Here is a 15,360-nt window from a genome sequence, read left to right on the forward strand (position 1 = left end):
CTCCCTCTCCTCGTCGCGTTCGCCGCGCGGGCGGGACCACCGGCCCCGCCCGCGCGGCGGCTGTCACCCGGGCGTCACCGTGCCGTCACCCGCCCGGGTGACCGCGCCGGTGCGCCCGTGGGCGCCGCTGAGCCGCTCGGCGTGCTCCTGGAGGGAGCGGACGCCGACCTGGCCGCCCGCGACGGCCTCGATGCCCTGGACGGCGGCGGCGAGCCCTTGGACGGTCGTCACGCACGGTACGCCCCGCAGCACGGCCGCGGTGCGGATCTCGTACCCGTCGAGCCGCGGCCCCGACTGGCCGGGGCTTCCGAAGGGAGTATTGACGATGAGGTCGACCTCGCCGTCCAGGACGCGCCGCACGATGGTGGGCTCGCCGTCCGGGCCCGTGCCTTCGCTGTGCTTGCGCACGATCTTGGCACGCACGCCGTTGCGGCGCAGGACCTCCGCGGTCCCTTCCGTGGCAAGAATCTCAAAGCCCAGGTCAGCGAGCCGCTTGACCGGGAAGATCATGTGCCGTTTGTCGCGGTTGGCGACCGACACGAACGCGCGGCCCTTGGTGGGCAGCGAGCCGTAGGCGGCCTGCTGCGACTTGGCGAACGCGGTGCCGAACACCTCGTCGATGCCCATGACCTCGCCGGTGGAGCGCATCTCGGGGCCGAGGACGGTGTCGACGCCCTGCCCGCGCTCGTTGCGGAACCGGTCGAAGGGCAGCACGGCCTCCTTCACCGCGATCGGCGCGTCCAGCGGCAGGGAGCCGCCGTCGCCGGCCTCCGGCAGCAGCCCCTCGGCGCGCAGCTCGGCGATCGTGGCGCCCATCATGACCCGGGCGGCGGCCTTGGCGAGCTGCACCGCGGTCGCCTTGGACACGAACGGGACGGTCCGGGACGCGCGCGGGTTGGCCTCCAGGACGTACAGGACGCCCGCCGCCAGCGCGTACTGGACGTTCATCAGGCCGCGGACCCCGACGCCCTTGGCGAGCGCCTCGGTGGACTCGCGGATGCGGCGGATGTCGTCGTGGCCGAGGGTGATGGGCGGCAGGGCGCACGCCGAGTCGCCGGAGTGGATGCCGGCCTCCTCGATGTGCTCCATGACGCCGCCGAGGTACAGCTCCTCGCCGTCGTAGAGGGCGTCGACGTCGATCTCGATGGCCTCGTCGAGGAACCGGTCGACGAGCACCGGGTGCTCGAGCAGCGTTCCCGCGGCCCCCGCTACGGTGGCCCGCGCCATGTACGACTCCAGCGTGGTGTCGTCGTACACGATCTCCATGCCGCGCCCGCCGAGCACGTAGGACGGGCGGACGAGCACGGGGTAGCCGATCTCGTCGGCGATCTCGCGGGCCTCCTCGTAGGAGGTGGCGGTGCCGTGCTTGGGCGCGAGCAGCCCGGCCCGGTGCAGGACGCGGCCGAACGCGCCGCGCTCCTCGGCGAGGTGGATGCTCTCGGGGGACGTCCCGACGATCGGCACGCCGGCGTCCTTGAGCTTCTGCGCCAGGCCGAGCGGGGTCTGCCCGCCGAGCTGGACGATGACGCCCGCGACCTCGCCGGACTGCTGCTCGGCGTACACCACCTCCAGGACGTCCTCCAGGGTGAGCGGCTCGAAGTAGAGCCGGTCGGAGGTGTCGTAGTCGGTGGAGACGGTCTCGGGGTTGCAGTTGACCATCACGGTCTCGTAGCCGGCCTCGGCCAGCGCGAACGAGGCGTGGACGCACGAGTAGTCGAACTCGACGCCCTGGCCGATCCGGTTGGGGCCGCTGCCGAGGATGATCACCTTGGGCTTCTCGCCCGGCGGGACCTCGGTCTCCTCGTCATAGGCGGAGTACAGGTACGGGGTCTGCGCGGCGAACTCGGCGGCGCAGGTGTCGACGGTCAGGTAGACGGGGCGGACGCCGAGCGCGTGCCGCAGCTCCCGGACGACCTCCTCCGACAGGCCCCGCAGCTCGCCGATCTGCGCGTCGGAGAACCCGTGCCGCTTGGCGCGCAGGAGCTTGTCCCTGGTCAGCGCGTCGTCGGCGGTGCGGATCTCCTCGGCGATCTCGTTGATCGCGGCGATCTGGTCGAGGAACCAGGGGTCGATCCCGGTCGCCTCGTAGACCTCCTGGACGCTCGCGCCGGCCCACAGCGCCCGCTGGACGTCGCGGAGGCGCCCGTCGTGCGGCCGCCGCGCCGACTCCAGGAGCGCGGCGTCGTCGGCGGCGCCGGCCCAGCTGAACGACGAGCCCTTGCGCTCCAGGGACCGCAGCGCCTTCTGCAGCGCCTCGGTGAAGCAGCGGCCGATCGCCATGGCCTCGCCGACCGACTTCATGTGAGTGGTGAGGGTCGGGTCGGCGCCGGGGAACTTCTCGAACGCGAACCGCGGCACCTTGACCACGACGTAGTCGAGGGTCGGCTCGAACGACGCGGGCGTCTCGCGGGTGATGTCGTTCGGGATCTCGTCGAGGGTGTAGCCGATGGCCAGCTTCGCGGCGATCTTGGCGATCGGGAAGCCGGTGGCCTTGGAGGCGAGGGCCGACGACCGCGACACCCGCGGGTTCATCTCGATGACGATCATCCGGCCGGTGCCGGGGTGCACGGCGAACTGGATGTTGCAGCCGCCGGTGTCGACGCCGACCTCGCGGATCACCGCGATCGCGACGTCGCGCATGTTCTGGTACTCGCGGTCGGTCAGCGTCATGGCGGGGGCGACGGTGATCGAGTCGCCGGTGTGCACGCCCATCGGGTCGAGGTTCTCGATGGAGCAGACGATGACCACGTTGTCGGCGCGGTCCCGCATGACCTCCAGCTCGTACTCCTTCCAGCCGAGGATCGACTCCTCCAGGAGCACCTCGCTGGTCGGGGACGCGTCGAGGCCGGCGCCGGCGATGCGGCGCAGCTCGTCCTCGTCGTGGGCGAAGCCGGAGCCGCGGCCGCCCATGGTGAACGACGGCCGGACGACGAGCGGGTAGCCGAGCTCGCCGGCCGCCGCGATGATCTCGTCCATGGTGTGGCAGATCACCGACCGGGCGGACTCGGCGTTCAGGCCCTGCTCGCGCGCGACCTTGGCGACGATCTCCTTGAACCTCTCCCGGTTCTCGCCGGCCTGGATCGCGTCGACGTCGGCGCCGATCAGCTCGACCCCGTACCGGGCGAGGACGCCGCTCTCGTAGAGCGCGATGGCGGTGTTGAGGGCCGTCTGGCCGCCCAGGGTGGGCAGCAGCGCGTCCGGCCGCTCCTTGGCGATGATCTTCTCGACGACCTCGGGGGTGATCGGCTCGACGTAGGTGGCGTCGGCGAACTCCGGGTCGGTCATGATCGTGGCGGGGTTGCTGTTGACCAGCGTCACCCGCAGGCCCTCGGCCTTCAGCACCCGGCACGCCTGGGTGCCGGAGTAGTCGAACTCGCACGCCTGGCCGATGACGATCGGCCCCGAGCCGATGACCAGGACGGACTTCAGGTCTTCGCGGCGCGGCATTACTTCGACGCCTCCATCAGGTCGCAGAAACGGTCGAAGAGCCCGGAGGCGTCGTGCGGGCCCGCCGCGGCCTCCGGGTGGTACTGGACGGAGAACGCCGGGCGGTCCAGCAGGCGCAGCCCCTCGACGCAGCCGTCGTTGAGGTTCACGTGGCTGACCTCGGCGCGCCCGTAGGGCGTGTCGAACGGGCCGTCGGTGGGGGCGTCCACGGCGAACCCGTGGTTGTGCGCCGACACGTCGACCTTGCCGGTGGTCCGGTCCTGGACGGGCTGGTTGATGCCCCGGTGCCCGAACCGCAGCTTGTAGGTGCCGAGGCCGAGCGCGCGGCCGAAGATCTGGTTGCCGAAGCAGATGCCGAAGAACGGCTTGCCGGCGTCCAGGACGCCGCGCAGCGCGTCGACGGCGTAGCCGGCGGCGGCGGGGTCGCCGGGGCCGTTGGAGAAGAACACCCCGTCGGGGTTCAGCGCGAGGATCTCCTCGGCGGTGCTGCCCGCGGGCAGCACGTGCACCTCGCAGCCCCGCTCGGACATCCGGTAGGGGGTCATCGCCTTGATGCCGAGGTCGACGGCGGCGACGGTGAAGCGCTTGCCGCCCCGCGCCGCGACGACGTAGGGCTCGGCGGCCGAGACGTCCCGGGCGAGGTCGGCGCCCTCCATCGACGGGCTCCGCCGGACGCGCTCCAGCAGCGCGTCCTCGCCGGGGGCGAGGGCGTCCGGGCCGCTGAAGACGCCGGCGCGCATCGCGCCCCGGTCGCGCAGGTGCCGCGTCAGCGCGCGGGTGCCGGGGATCGCGATGCCCACGACCCCCTGCTCGCGCAGCAGCGACCCGAGCGAGCCGGTCGCGCGCCAGTTGGACGCCACGCGCGCGGGCTCGCGCACCACGTACCCGGCGACCTGGACGCGCGCGGACTCCGGGTCCTCGGCGTTGACGCCGGTGTTGCCGATGTGGGGGGAGGTCATCGCGACGATCTGGCGGGCGTAGGAGGGGTCGGTGAGCGTCTCCTGGTAGCCGGTCATGCCGGTGTTGAAGACCATCTCGCCGAAGGTCTCGCCCGTGGCGCCGTAGGCGGTCCCGCGGAAGACCCTGCCGTCTTCCAGAACGAGCAGTGCAGGGGTCACTGAAGCTTCCCTTCCAGGACGGTCGGCTCGCCGCGCAGGAACGTCGCGACGACCCGGCCGGGCAGTTCCAGCCCCGCGAACGGGGTGTTGCGGCTCTTGGAGGTCATCGCCGACGGGTCCACGGCGCGGCGCGGCGACGGGTCGTACAGCGTGATGTTGGCGGGCGACCCCGCCTCCAGCGGACGGCCCTGTCCGGAAAGGCGGCCGATCTTCGCGGGGCGGTACGACATCCGGTCGGCGACCCCGGCCCAGTCCAGCAGGCCGGTGTCGACCATCGCCTCCTGGACGACCGGCAGCGCGGTCTCCAGCCCGATCATGCCCATCGCGGCGACCGCCCACTCGGTCTCCTTCGCCTCGACCGGGTGGGGGGCGTGGTCGGTGGCGACGCAGTCGATGGTGCCGTCGGCGAGCGCGTGCCGCAGCGCGGTGACGTCGTCGGCGGTGCGCAGCGGCGGGTTGACCTTGAAGATCGGGTCGTAGGTGCCGGCCTTGGCGTCGTTCAGCAGCAGGTGGTGCGGGGTGACCTCGGCGGTCACCGGGCAGCCCTTGCTCTTCGCCCACCGGATGATCTCCACCGAGCCGGCGGTGGAGACGTGGCAGACGTGCAGCCGCGACCCGACGTGCTGGGCGAGCAGCACGTCCCGGGCGATGATCGCCTCCTCGGCGACGGCGGGCCAGCCGCGCAGCCCGAGCGCGGCCGACATCTCGCCCTCGTTCATCTGCGCGCCCTCGGTGAGCCGGGGCTCCTGCGCGTGCTGCGCGACGACGCCGTCGAACGCCTTCACGTACTCCAGCGCCCGCCGCATGATCACCGCGTCGGACACGCAGTGCCCGTCATCGGAGAACACCCGGACCGCGGCGGCGGAGTCGGCCATCGCGCCGAGCTCGGCGAGCTGCTCGCCGGCGATCCCGCGCGTCACCGCCCCGACGGGCTGGACGTCGCAGTACCCGGCCTCGCGGCCGAGCCGCCACACCTGCTCGACGACGCCGGCGGTGTCGGCGACCGGGTCGGTGTTGGCCATCGCGTGGACGGCGGTGTAGCCGCCCATCGCGGCCGCCTTCGTGCCGGACTCGACGGTCTCGGCGTCCTCGCGGCCGGGCTCGCGCAGGTGGGTGTGCAGGTCGACCAGGCCGGGCAGCGCGACGAGGCCCGCCGCGTCGACGGCCTGGGCGCCGGACTCGTCGAGGCCGGTGCCGATCCCGGCGATGACGCCGTCACGGACGAGGATGTCGGCCGGCTCGCCGCCGAGGACGCGGGCGCCCTTGATGATGTACGCGGTCACTGGGAGACCTCCTGGCCGATGGCGGGCTCGGAGCCCCCGAGCAGCAGGTAGAGGACCGCCATGCGGGCGCTGACGCCGTTGGCGACCTGCTCGACGATCGTGGAACGGACGGAGTCGGCGACCTCGGCGGCGATCTCGACGCCGCGGTTCATCGGGCCGGGGTGCATGACGATGGCGTGGTCGGGGAGCGCCGCCATGCGCTCGGCGTCGAGGCCGTAGCGGCGGCTGTACTCGCGCACCGTCGGGAAGTAGGCGGCGTTCATCCGCTCCTGCTGGACGCGCAGCATCATGATGACGTCGCTCTTGGGGAGCACGCCGTCCAGGTCGTAGGAGACCGAGCAGGGCCAGGTGTCGATCGCGACCGGCAGCAGCGTCGGCGGCGCGACGACGGTGACGTCGGCGCCCAGGGTGTTGAGCAGCAGCACGTTGGATCGTGCCACCCGGCTGTGCAGGACGTCGCCGACGATCGTGACGCGGCGGCCCTCCAGGTCGCCGAGCCGCTTGCGCATCGTGAACGCGTCCAGCAGCGCCTGCGTCGGGTGCTCGTGGGTGCCGTCGCCGGCGTTGACGACGCTGCCCTGCACCCAGCCGGCGAGCCGGTGCGGGGCGCCGGACGCGCCGTGCCGGATGACGACGCCGTCGGCGCCCATCGCCTCCAGGGTGAGCGCGGTGTCCTTCAGGCTCTCGCCCTTGGACACGCTGGACCCCTTCGCGGAGAAGTTGATCACGTCGGCGGACAGCCGCTTGGCGGCCGCCTCGAACGAGATCCGGGTGCGGGTGGAGTCCTCGAAGAACAGGTTGACGACCGTGCGGCCGCGCAGCGTCGGCAGCTTCTTGACGGCGCGGCTCGCGATCTGGGCGAGCTCCTCGGCCGTGTCCAGCACCAGCAGCGCGTCGTCGCGGGTGAGGTCGGCCGCCGAGATCAGATGGCGTTTCACTTGGCTCCCTCCGCGGGGACGGGCGCCCCGGCCGCGGGGCCGAGCAGGACGGCGTCGCGGCCGTCGTTCTCGGCCAGCAGCACCCGGACGTTCTCGCGCATCGAGGTGGGCAGGTTCTTGCCCACGTAGTCGGCGCGGATGGGCAGTTCCCGGTGCCCGCGGTCCACCAGGACGGCGAGCTGCACGGCGCGCGGCCGCCCGAGGTCGTTGAGCGCGTCGAGCGCGGCGCGGACCGTCCGGCCGGAGAACAGCACGTCGTCGACCAGGACGACGACGCGGTCGTCGACCCCGTCGGACGGCAGCTCGGTGCGGCCGAGCGCGCGGGCGGGGCGCATGCGCAGGTCGTCGCGGTACATGGTGACGTCGAGGGACCCCCACGGCACCGGCCGGCCCTCGACGTCGCGCAGCAGCCCGGCGAGCCGCTCGGCGAGCGTCACGCCGCGCGTCTGGATGCCGAGGAGCAGGACGTCGTGCCCGCCCTTGGTGCGTTCGAGGATCTCGTGCGCGATCCGGGTCAGCGCCCGCCTGATGTCGGGACCCTCCAGAACGGCCTTGGGCCCGGGGTCCGTGTCCGCGCGCGCCCCCGCAGGCCGTTCCGGCCTGGAGGCAGCATTCACCACCGAAACCTCCTTTCCCGCCTCACGGGACGGGTCTTAAAGGACGTCTTGTCCCGGACACGGTAGCAGCCGGGCGCGGCTGCTCCGCACCCGGCCCTCTCGCGTCTTGCCTGGTGAGAGGGGTCACACTCGGCCCGCCCTGGAGGCCGTCCGGCGGCCGCCGGCGGGCCCGCGCCCCCTGTCCGCCAGGGGTTGCGGGGATCCGGAGCGACCGGATCGAGACCTACGGATTCGACCGCTTTTTTCCAATCAGCTTGACCTAGGGCCCTCACCGTTTTACCGTCACTGTCCGTAACCATCCCTGGGGACAGGGTCTTGGGCCCCAATGGCTCCGGGAATCTGTCTCCCCCCGGCGTCCGCCGGGGTCCAACGACGACGAACGTGAGCCTGGGGGGCCGCAGAATGCCGTCTGAATACGCAAAGGCTCTCGGCGCGCGCCTGCGCGCCATCCGCACCCAGCAGGGGCTGTCGCTGCACGGTGTGGAGGAGAAGTCCCGCGGCCGCTGGAAGGCCGTCGTCGTGGGTTCGTACGAGCGGGGCGACCGCGCCGTCACCGTTCAGAAGCTGGCCGAGCTCGCCGATTTCTACGGCGTGCCGGTTTCCGAGTTGCTGCCCGGCGGAGCCGCGCCGAGCCCGCTCGGGCCCACGCCCAAGCTCGTCATCGACCTTGAGCGGCTGCAGCAGCTTCCGAAGGACAAGGCCGGTCCTCTCGCCCGTTACGCCGCGACGATCCAGAGCCAGCGGGGCGACTACAACGGAAAGGTCCTGTCCATCCGCCAGGAAGACCTGCGGTCCCTGGCGGTCATCTATGACAAGTCCCCGACCGAGCTGACCGAAGAGCTCATCACCTGGGGCGTGCTCGACCCGGAGGCGCGCCGCGCCGTCGAGTCGTTCTGATCGACCGCACCACCTGATCGACCGCACCACCTGTTCGACGCACCACCGTGACGGGGCCCGGATCACCTCCGGGTCCCGTTCCGTTTCGCCCGCGCGCCCGGCCGGGCGGCGGCGAACTCGATTGCGTTTCCGCCCGGATTCCTTCGCGGGCGGGAATTTCCCGGGAAAAGCGCGGAGGTCTCTTCCGCACGCCCCGGTTCCCCGGGGCCCGCGGGCCGCATCCATCACTCTGCGTCCACGCCGCCGCATCACGACACGGGAGCGGTCCGGCATTCCTGCCCGCGGGACGCGACCCCGCCGCGCGGGCGGCGGCCCCGGCGCGGGACGAGCAGCGCGAGCGGGAGCACGGCGACCATGACGGCGGCGCTGACCGCGAACCCCGCCGAGAAGCCGCGCTCGCCGGGCAGGCCCGCCACGATCACGGCGCTGACCTGCGTGCCGAGGGACGCGCCGACGGTGCGGATGAGGGTGTTGATGCCGGTGGCGACGCCCGTCTCCCCCGCCGGGACCGCCGCGACGACGAGGTTCGCGACGGCGGCGTAGGCGAACCCGAGGCCGATGCCGCGGCCGAGCCCGCCGACGTAGAGCTGCCACATCGCCGCGTGCTCGACCACCACGAAGGCGTAGCCGGCGGCCGTCAGCACGGCCCCGCCGAGCAGGACCAGCCGCGACCCGATCCGGCGGTCGAGGAGCCCGGCGGTCATCCCCGCCGCCGTCATCCCGATGCTGGCCGGCAGCTGCAGCAGGGCCGCCTGGGTGGCCGTCCCGCCGAAGCCGTAGCCGGTGCTCGCGGGCAGCTGGACGAGCAGCGGGAACAGCAGCCCGCCCGCCATCAGCGCGTACCCGGACAGCAGGGACGCGGCGTTCGCCGTCCAGACCCCGCGGACCCGCATCAGCCGCAGGTCGACCAGGGGCTCGGCGACGCGGGCCTCGACCCGCAGCCACGCCGCCGCCAGCACCGCGGCGAGGCCGAGCAGGCCGAGGACGCCGGGGGACGTCCAGCCCCAGTCCATCCCCTCGGTCAGCGCGGTCAGCGCCGCGACCAGCCAGCCGGCGAACAGCGCGGCGCCCCACCAGTCGACCCTGGCGGCCTCCCGGGGCTCGGATGCTGGAACGATCCACCAGGCGAGCAGGACGCCCGGCACCAGCCCGGCCACCGGCACCCACAGCAGCCAGCGCCAGCCCAGCAGGTCGATGATCGGCCCGGCCAGGCACCACGACACCGCGCCGCCGAGGCCCAGCATGGACGACATCAGGCCGACCGCCGACGCGGTCCTGGCGGGCGGGAAGACGTCCCGGATGATCGTGTAGGCGAGCGGGAACACGCCGCCGCCGATCCCGCTCAGCATCCGGCCGAACAGCATCAGCGGGAGCGACCCCGCCGCCGCCGCGACGACCATGCCGACGGTCGCGATGATCAGCACCGCGAGCAGCACCCGGCGCGGCCCGTACAGGTCGCCGAGCCGGCCGACCACGGGCGTCGCCACGGCCGCCGACAGCGTCATCGACGTGATCGCCCACGCGGCGCCGGCCGCGGTGGTGTGCAGGCCCTCCTGGATCAGCGCGAGCGCGGGCGTCACGACCGCCATCGACAGCGAGTACGCCATCACGCCGAGGAACGCCAGCAGCGGCACCAGCCCTCGTCCGCCCCGCGCCGCCACGATGCCCTCCCTTACTTCGCCGCCCTAACGATCGCACAAGCACCCGAAAGGACCGCAAAGCAGGTCATCCGAACGCGGTCACCGGGGTTCGCCGGCGATGCCGCGAGCGCGCAGGGACTCCACCTCCTCGCCGGGGACGCCCAGGACGTCGCGGAGGATCTCGCCGGTGTGCCGCCCCAGCTCCGGGGCGGGCGCCGGGGCGGGGACGCCGTCGCCCAGCCGCAGCGGGGACGCGGGGGCCAGGTGGCGGCCGATGCCCGGCTGGTCGATCTCGCCCATGATCGGCTCGTCGTGCAGGCCGGCGGCGACCTCGGCGAGGTCGCGGTACCGGGAGCACAGCACGGAGGTGCCCTTCAGGCCGTCCTCGACCTCGGCGCACGTCCGGGACGCGAACCACGGCGCGAGGACGCCGCCGAGCGCGTCCCGGTAGGTGTAGCGGTCGCCCGCGGTGCGGAAGTCGGCGCCGAGCGCGCGCTCCAGCGCGTCCGCGACCTCGGTGAGGCCGGTGGCGGCGACCAGGTCGCGCCAGTGGCGGGCGGTGAGGACGGCGACCATGACGCGCCCGTCGGCGGTGGCGAAGTCGCGGCCGAAGTCGCCGAACAGGTGGTTGCCGAGCCGCGGCCGGACCTGCCCGAGCTGCGCCTCGGCGAGCATGCCGAGGTTGCCGGCGGTGGCGAGGGCGACGTCGGACAGCGCGACCCGCAGCCGCGTCCCCTCGCCGGTGCGCAGCCGGTGCCGCTCGGCGGCCAGCAGCCCGATCGCGAGGTACAGCCCGCACGCGACGTCCCAGGCGGGCAGCACGTGGTTGGACGGCTCGGCGCTCCCCGACGGCCCGGTGAGCGACGGGAGGCCGACCGCGGCGTTCACCGTGTAGTCCACGGCGTTGCCGCCCTCACGCGTCCCGAGCAGTTGCACATGGATCAGGTCGGGCCGCAGCTCGCGCAGCGCCTCGTACGTGAGGCCGTCGCGCGGCGGCGCGTTCGTCAGCACCACGCCGGCCTCGGCGGCCAGCCGCGCGACGAGCGCGCGCCCCTCGGCGGACCGCAGGTCGGCGGTGAGCGACCGCTTGCCCTTGTTCAGGCCGGCCCAGTACAGGCTGCGGCCGGACGGGGCGAGCGGCCACCGGTCGATGTCGGGGCCGCCGCCGATCTGGTCGACCCGGATCACGTCGGCGCCGAGCTGGGCGAGGGTCATCCCGCCGAGCGGCGAGGCGACGAAGCTGGACAGCTCGATCACCCGCAGCCCCGCGAGCGGCGGCGTCACGTCACTCTGCATTCTATAGAGTATGCATGAGCCCCTTCCGGGTCCCCCGTCCGGACGGCCGCCGGCGGTAGGCTCGGCTCGTTCCGGACACGCGGCGAGCGGGGGTGCGCAGGTCATGTCCGCCGGCCCGGCACCGGCCGCGGGACGCCTCCCCGCGATGCGCGGCAGGCACCAGCTCAGCGAGATGGTCGCCGCGCACGTCCGCGAGGCCATCATGATCGGCGCCCTGCGGGCGCCCGGCTACCTCCGCACCGAGCACCTCGCCGCCGAGCTCGGCATCAGCGCGACCCCGGTGCGGGAGGCGCTGATGATCCTGCACAGCGAGGGCGCGGTCCGCTGGGAGCCGCGCCGCGGCTTCCGGGTGCTGCCGCTCACCGAGCGGGACGTCGGCGACCTGTTCGAGGTGCAGGCGCACATCGCCGGGGAGCTGGCCGCCCGCGCCGCCACCGCGCTGGAGAGCGCGGAGATCGAGCGGCTCGAGCAGGTCCAGGCGCGGCTGGAGGGCGCCGCCCGCGACCGGGACGCCGACCTCGTCGACCGCCTCAACCACGAGATCCACCGGACGATCAACCGGTCCTCCGGCTCGTCGCGGATGACGACGCTGCTGGCGCTGACCGTGCACTACGTCCCGCTGGGCTTCTTCGGCCGGATCGAGGGCTGGGCGGAGGCGTCCGCGCACGACCACTCCGCCGTCTTCGACGCCCTGCGCGCCCGCGACTCGGAGGCCGCCCGCGCGGCGATGGCCGGGCACATCCGCCACATCGGCCGCCTGCTGATCGACCACCTCCGCGCCGAGGGCGTCCTGGCGGACGCCTCCTGAGACGGGACCGCGCCGGCGCCGGTCGGCTCGGGGGGATTCGCGACCGGCACCGGCGCGGCCGGCTCAGAGGCGCCCTCCGCCGACGCGGCCGACCGGGGAGCCCGTAGTCCGGCTAGGGGCGTACGGCGCCCAGCCGTCTCCCCGACCACGCACCGACCCGAACCGTCGCGATCGCGTGCGAAGCCAAGTTCGAGCTTGCGAGAACTTGATCGCGCAGCGAGCCCCCAGGGCGAGTCGGAGCGATGCTGCGATCGCACGCATTGCCCGCCGAAGGGAAGGCGCTCCAGCGCCTGACCGCCAAGGGCAATGCAATCAATACAACGTCGGCTGGCTGGTGACGCCGAGGGTGTCCTCGACGAGGGTGACGAAGACCTCGGCGTCGTGGAGGAGCTCCTCGGCCTCGCGCGGGGTGACGGCGCGCGGGAGGCCGGCCTCGGCGGCGGCGCGCTTGTCGGCGCCGGCGGCGAAGAACGCGGCCCATTCGCGCAGTGCGGGCTCGGCCTCGGGCAGCAGCACCCAGACGCTGCGCGGCCGCCCGCGGCGGTGGGTCTCCAGGGGCTCCTTGGACGCCAGCACCGCCGCGGCGGCGCGCAGCGCGGCGAGGTGGGCGCAGACGTAGCGGACGGCGGGCGAGGTGGCCTCGGCCGCTTCGGCGAGGCCCATGCGGGCGGCGTGCAACTGGCCGACCGCCGTGTGCGCCGGGCGCGGCGCGGGCAGCGCGCGGTGGCGCGGGCCCGGTGCGGCCTGGGCGGCGGAGTGGACTCCGTGCGAGGTCATCGTTGCGGACATGACTGCCTCCTTCCGGGGCTCGGGCCGGCCGGGCGGAGAGCTTCCCCTCACTCCGCCCGGCCGTCCGTCCCGCCGGCCACCGCTGCGCCGGTCGGGGACGTCGCCCTGGTGCGGGCCGCGAGTCCCGCACCACATCGAACATAAGTTCGACGCACTCACAGTAAAGCGCCCGCCCGCCGATTCGTCAACGTGTTCGAACGGGTGTCGCTTTCCGCAGGCCGGAGGCGTCCGCGCGGGCGTTCGCGCAGGCGAACGGGGGGCCGGACGACCCGGAGCACCGTAGGGTGCTGGCATGCATCCGAATGTCGAACGGGTCGCCGCCGCGCTGCGCGGGCACGGCGCGGCCGGAGAGATCGTCGAGCTGCCGGACTCGGCCCGCACCGCGCAGGCGGCGGCGGACCAGCTCGGCTGCGAGGTCGGCGCGATCGCCAACAGCCTGGTGTTCGACGCCGACGGGGCGCCGCTGCTGGTCATGACGAGCGGCGCGCACCGGGTCGACACCGGCAAGGTCGCGCTGCTGGTGGGCGCGGAGAAGGTGCGGCGGGCGACGCCCGAGTTCGTCCGGGAGGCGACCGGGCAGCCGATCGGCGGGGTCGCGCCGGTCGGGCACCCGGCCCCGATCCGCACGCTCGTGGACGTGTGGCTGGACAAGTACGACGAGGTGTGGGCGGCGGGCGGGCATCCGCACACGGTCTTCCCGACCACCTACGAGGAGCTGCTGAGGATCACCGGGGGCGACCCGGCCGAGGTGGGTTGAGAGGCTGACCATGGAGATCTGGCACAACCCGCGCTGCTCGAAGAGCCGCGCGGCCAAGGCCGCGCTGGACGAGGCGGGCGTGGAGTACACCGAGCGGCGCTACCTGGACGAGCCGCCGACGGCCGGCGAGCTGGACGCGGTGCTGAAGCGCATCGGCGCGGAGCCGTGGGACGTGGCGCGCCTCGGCGAGCCCGTCGCCAAGGAGCTGGGCCTGAAGGACCTCGAGCACGACCGCGCGCGGTGGATCGAGATCATGGTGGCGAACCCGGTGCTGATCCAGCGGCCGATCGTGCTGACGGGCGAGGAGGCCGTGGTGGCGCGCGACCCCGACTCGGTCAAGAAGGCCCTCGACAGCCGCTGATGCGGGTGTGATTCTGGGGATCGGAACGCTGCGGCGTTCCACGCCGACGATGAGTGACGTCCGGGAGGGGCGATGACGGCGCAGATGCGCACCGGCCCGGCCGCGCGCGACCCGGACTTCCGGGGCATCGACCCGCCCGCGCTCGACCAGGTGATCCGGCAGCTGCGGGACGCGCAGGCCGCGATCTCGGGCTGGCTGAACGGGCACCGCCCGCCGGCCGGGGTCTCGCAGGCCGGGTACCGGCAGGCCGACCAGGTGGCGCACTGGGTCTCCGGCCAGCTCGGGATGCTGACGCGGCGGTACAACTTCGCGGTCACCCACCCCGACCCGGGCGGCGGGGTGGACGCCCCGCCCGTGCCGCGGCCCGCGCCGGCGCCGAAGCGGACCGGCGGGTCCCCGGGCGGGACGCCCCGTCCGGTGCGCCCGCCGGCCCGGACGGCGCCGGTGCACAAGGCCGCCCCGACGCCGCGGGGCGCCGGCGACCTCGGCGGGTACCCGGACCGTCCGGCGGCGCAGAAGGCGGCCAGGGCGGACGCGCTGGCCGTCATCGCCGCCGTCCAGGGCGGGAAGGCCGTCCCGGACGCGGTGTGGAAGCGGCTGACGGCCGACGCCGGGGACCCGGACTACACCGAGACGCTGTACGCGCGGCTCGGCCCGGCGGGCGCGGCGCACCTGGTCGAGGCGGCGCACGGCGACGCGGCGCGGCTGAAGACGGTCAGGGAGTCGCTCGGCACGTCCAGCCACCATCTGGCGATGGACGTGAAGTGGCTGCGCGCGTACCTGGCCGAGGCCGACCGCGCCGGGGTGCGTCCGGCGGCGGTGCGGGTCGTCACCGAGGCGAACCTGAGCGCCAGGACCCGCGAGGCACTGGTCAAGCTGCATCTGGACGCCCGGACGCACGCCGAGGGAGCCCCGTCCGGCGGGCAGGGCGCCCCGTCCGGCGCACCGGCCCCGCAGAACGCACCACCCCCGCAGAACGCACCGGCCCCGCAGAACGCACCGCCCCAGAACGGCGCAGCACCGCATCCGCAGAGCACACCGAGCAACGTCGCCTGATGTGAGGTAGCCATGGCCGCTCCACCGCCTCCCGGGAGCCTGCCTCCGCCGTACACCGCCGCGGCGGCCGCCGAGCTGTCGCCGACGGAGCAGCCGAACCCCGAGTACGAGCGGCTGTACCACGCGTACGCCGACGCCTACGGCAGCATCGACCAGGTCCGGCGGGCCCTGGACGCGCCGGTGCGGACGCTCGGCTCGACCGACGCGTGGCTGGGCCCGGAGGCGCGCCAGTGGGGCGGGCAGCTCGATTCGCAGCGCGGGACGCTGCAGAAGGCGGCCGACCGGATCCTCTGGGACATCTACGACCGTCTGTCGTCCACGCAGCGGACCACCCCTCGGGTCTAGTCTCTGTC

Annotated in this window: 14 protein-coding genes; 6 read left to right on the forward strand and 8 right to left on the reverse strand. The window is 73.8% G+C overall.

Annotated features, from left to right (window positions below; all coding sequences use genetic code 11):
• Nucleotides 1-63 precede the first annotated feature (63 nt).
• Genes carB through pyrR form a run of 5 tightly spaced genes read right to left on the reverse strand, consistent with a single transcriptional unit; the run spans nucleotide 64 to nucleotide 7,331 of the window.
• Nucleotides 64-3,447 carry a carbamoyl-phosphate synthase large subunit gene (carB, locus tag amrb99_RS28740; RefSeq protein ID WP_190861812.1) on the reverse strand — a complete coding sequence of 1,128 codons (3,384 nt, stop codon included), beginning with the start codon at nucleotides 3,445-3,447 and terminating at the stop codon, nucleotides 64-66.
• On the reverse strand, nucleotides 3,447-4,565 hold the full coding sequence (carA, locus tag amrb99_RS28745; RefSeq protein ID WP_190861823.1) for a glutamine-hydrolyzing carbamoyl-phosphate synthase small subunit: 1,119 nt from the start codon (nucleotides 4,563-4,565) through the stop codon (nucleotides 3,447-3,449). The genes carB and carA overlap by 1 nt, the downstream gene beginning before the upstream one ends.
• A complete protein-coding gene (locus amrb99_RS28750) occupies nucleotides 4,562-5,848 on the reverse strand; it encodes a dihydroorotase (protein WP_190861826.1) in 1,287 nt (428 codons plus the stop codon). Before amrb99_RS28750 ends, carA begins: the two co-directional genes overlap by 4 nt.
• The gene (locus amrb99_RS28755) at nucleotides 5,845-6,786 is read right to left on the reverse strand and encodes an aspartate carbamoyltransferase catalytic subunit (RefSeq protein WP_190861828.1); all 942 of its coding nucleotides are present in this window, start codon (nucleotides 6,784-6,786) and stop codon (nucleotides 5,845-5,847) included. Before amrb99_RS28755 ends, amrb99_RS28750 begins: the two co-directional genes overlap by 4 nt.
• Complete coding sequence (gene pyrR / locus amrb99_RS28760) at nucleotides 6,783-7,331, reverse strand: bifunctional pyr operon transcriptional regulator/uracil phosphoribosyltransferase PyrR (protein ID WP_194737279.1); 549 nt, start codon at nucleotides 7,329-7,331, stop codon at nucleotides 6,783-6,785. The genes amrb99_RS28755 and pyrR overlap by 4 nt, the downstream gene beginning before the upstream one ends.
• Nucleotides 7,332-7,805: 474 nt before the next feature.
• Here pyrR and amrb99_RS28765 point away from each other — a divergent pair, with 474 nt between their 5' ends.
• Nucleotides 7,806-8,300, forward strand: coding sequence for a transcriptional regulator (locus amrb99_RS28765; protein WP_030145002.1), 495 nt, complete (start codon nucleotides 7,806-7,808; stop codon nucleotides 8,298-8,300).
• Between the two features lie 248 nt (nucleotides 8,301-8,548).
• Here amrb99_RS28765 and amrb99_RS28770 read toward each other — a convergent pair whose 3' ends face one another.
• Together amrb99_RS28770 and amrb99_RS28775 are read right to left on the reverse strand one after the other, a co-directional pair.
• Nucleotides 8,549-9,961, reverse strand: a complete 1,413-nt coding sequence (locus amrb99_RS28770) for an MFS transporter (protein ID WP_347256909.1) — start codon at nucleotides 9,959-9,961, stop codon at nucleotides 8,549-8,551.
• A gap of 78 nt (nucleotides 9,962-10,039) precedes the next feature.
• Complete coding sequence (locus amrb99_RS28775; RefSeq protein ID WP_194737269.1) at nucleotides 10,040-11,236, reverse strand: CoA transferase; 1,197 nt, start codon at nucleotides 11,234-11,236, stop codon at nucleotides 10,040-10,042.
• 103 nt (nucleotides 11,237-11,339) lie between these two features.
• On the opposite strand from amrb99_RS28775, the gene amrb99_RS28780 reads away from it, so the two are divergent.
• A complete protein-coding gene (locus amrb99_RS28780; RefSeq protein WP_190861832.1) occupies nucleotides 11,340-12,044 on the forward strand; it encodes a GntR family transcriptional regulator in 705 nt (234 codons plus the stop codon).
• A 312-nt stretch (nucleotides 12,045-12,356) separates the two neighbouring features.
• Here the strand turns inward: amrb99_RS28780 and amrb99_RS28785 are convergent, their stop codons facing one another.
• The gene (locus amrb99_RS28785) at nucleotides 12,357-12,833 is read right to left on the reverse strand and encodes an SAV_6107 family HEPN domain-containing protein (protein WP_206700144.1); all 477 of its coding nucleotides are present in this window, start codon (nucleotides 12,831-12,833) and stop codon (nucleotides 12,357-12,359) included.
• A gap of 292 nt (nucleotides 12,834-13,125) precedes the next feature.
• Here amrb99_RS28785 and amrb99_RS28790 point away from each other — a divergent pair, with 292 nt between their 5' ends.
• From amrb99_RS28790 to amrb99_RS28805, 4 genes are all read left to right on the forward strand, one after another.
• A complete protein-coding gene (locus amrb99_RS28790; RefSeq protein ID WP_190861834.1) occupies nucleotides 13,126-13,590 on the forward strand; it encodes a YbaK/EbsC family protein in 465 nt (154 codons plus the stop codon).
• A 10-nt stretch (nucleotides 13,591-13,600) separates the two neighbouring features.
• The gene (locus amrb99_RS28795) at nucleotides 13,601-13,951 is read left to right on the forward strand and encodes an arsenate reductase family protein (RefSeq protein ID WP_190861836.1); all 351 of its coding nucleotides are present in this window, start codon (nucleotides 13,601-13,603) and stop codon (nucleotides 13,949-13,951) included.
• 72 nt (nucleotides 13,952-14,023) lie between these two features.
• The gene (locus amrb99_RS28800) at nucleotides 14,024-15,007 is read left to right on the forward strand and encodes a hypothetical protein (RefSeq protein WP_190861838.1); all 984 of its coding nucleotides are present in this window, start codon (nucleotides 14,024-14,026) and stop codon (nucleotides 15,005-15,007) included.
• A 12-nt stretch (nucleotides 15,008-15,019) separates the two neighbouring features.
• Nucleotides 15,020-15,352 carry a hypothetical protein gene (locus amrb99_RS28805; protein WP_190861841.1) on the forward strand — a complete coding sequence of 111 codons (333 nt, stop codon included), beginning with the start codon at nucleotides 15,020-15,022 and terminating at the stop codon, nucleotides 15,350-15,352.
• Nucleotides 15,353-15,360 lie beyond the last annotated feature (8 nt).

The organism is Actinomadura sp. RB99, from assembly GCF_014706005.1.
Classification (GTDB): Bacteria; Actinomycetota; Actinomycetes; order Streptosporangiales; family Streptosporangiaceae; genus Spirillospora.

What these genes read in the sequence shown, in the direction of transcription:
- amrb99_RS28765 (WP_030145002.1), top strand. Translation starts at nt 7,806, where the DNA reads ATGCCGTCTGAATACGCAAAGGCTCTCGGCGCGCGCCTGCGCGCCATC.
- amrb99_RS28800 (WP_190861838.1), top strand. Translation starts at nt 14,024, where the DNA reads ATGACGGCGCAGATGCGCACCGGCCCGGCCGCGCGCGACCCGGACTTC.
- amrb99_RS28780 (WP_190861832.1), top strand. Translation starts at nt 11,340, where the DNA reads ATGTCCGCCGGCCCGGCACCGGCCGCGGGACGCCTCCCCGCGATGCGC.
- amrb99_RS28805 (WP_190861841.1), top strand. Translation starts at nt 15,020, where the DNA reads ATGGCCGCTCCACCGCCTCCCGGGAGCCTGCCTCCGCCGTACACCGCC.
- amrb99_RS28795 (WP_190861836.1), top strand. Translation starts at nt 13,601, where the DNA reads ATGGAGATCTGGCACAACCCGCGCTGCTCGAAGAGCCGCGCGGCCAAG.
- amrb99_RS28785 (WP_206700144.1), bottom strand. Translation starts at nt 12,833, where the DNA reads ATGTCCGCAACGATGACCTCGCACGGAGTCCACTCCGCCGCCCAGGCC.
- amrb99_RS28790 (WP_190861834.1), top strand. Translation starts at nt 13,126, where the DNA reads ATGCATCCGAATGTCGAACGGGTCGCCGCCGCGCTGCGCGGGCACGGC.
- amrb99_RS28775 (WP_194737269.1), bottom strand. Translation starts at nt 11,236, where the DNA reads ATGCAGAGTGACGTGACGCCGCCGCTCGCGGGGCTGCGGGTGATCGAG.
- carB (WP_190861812.1), bottom strand. Translation starts at nt 3,447, where the DNA reads ATGCCGCGCCGCGAAGACCTGAAGTCCGTCCTGGTCATCGGCTCGGGG.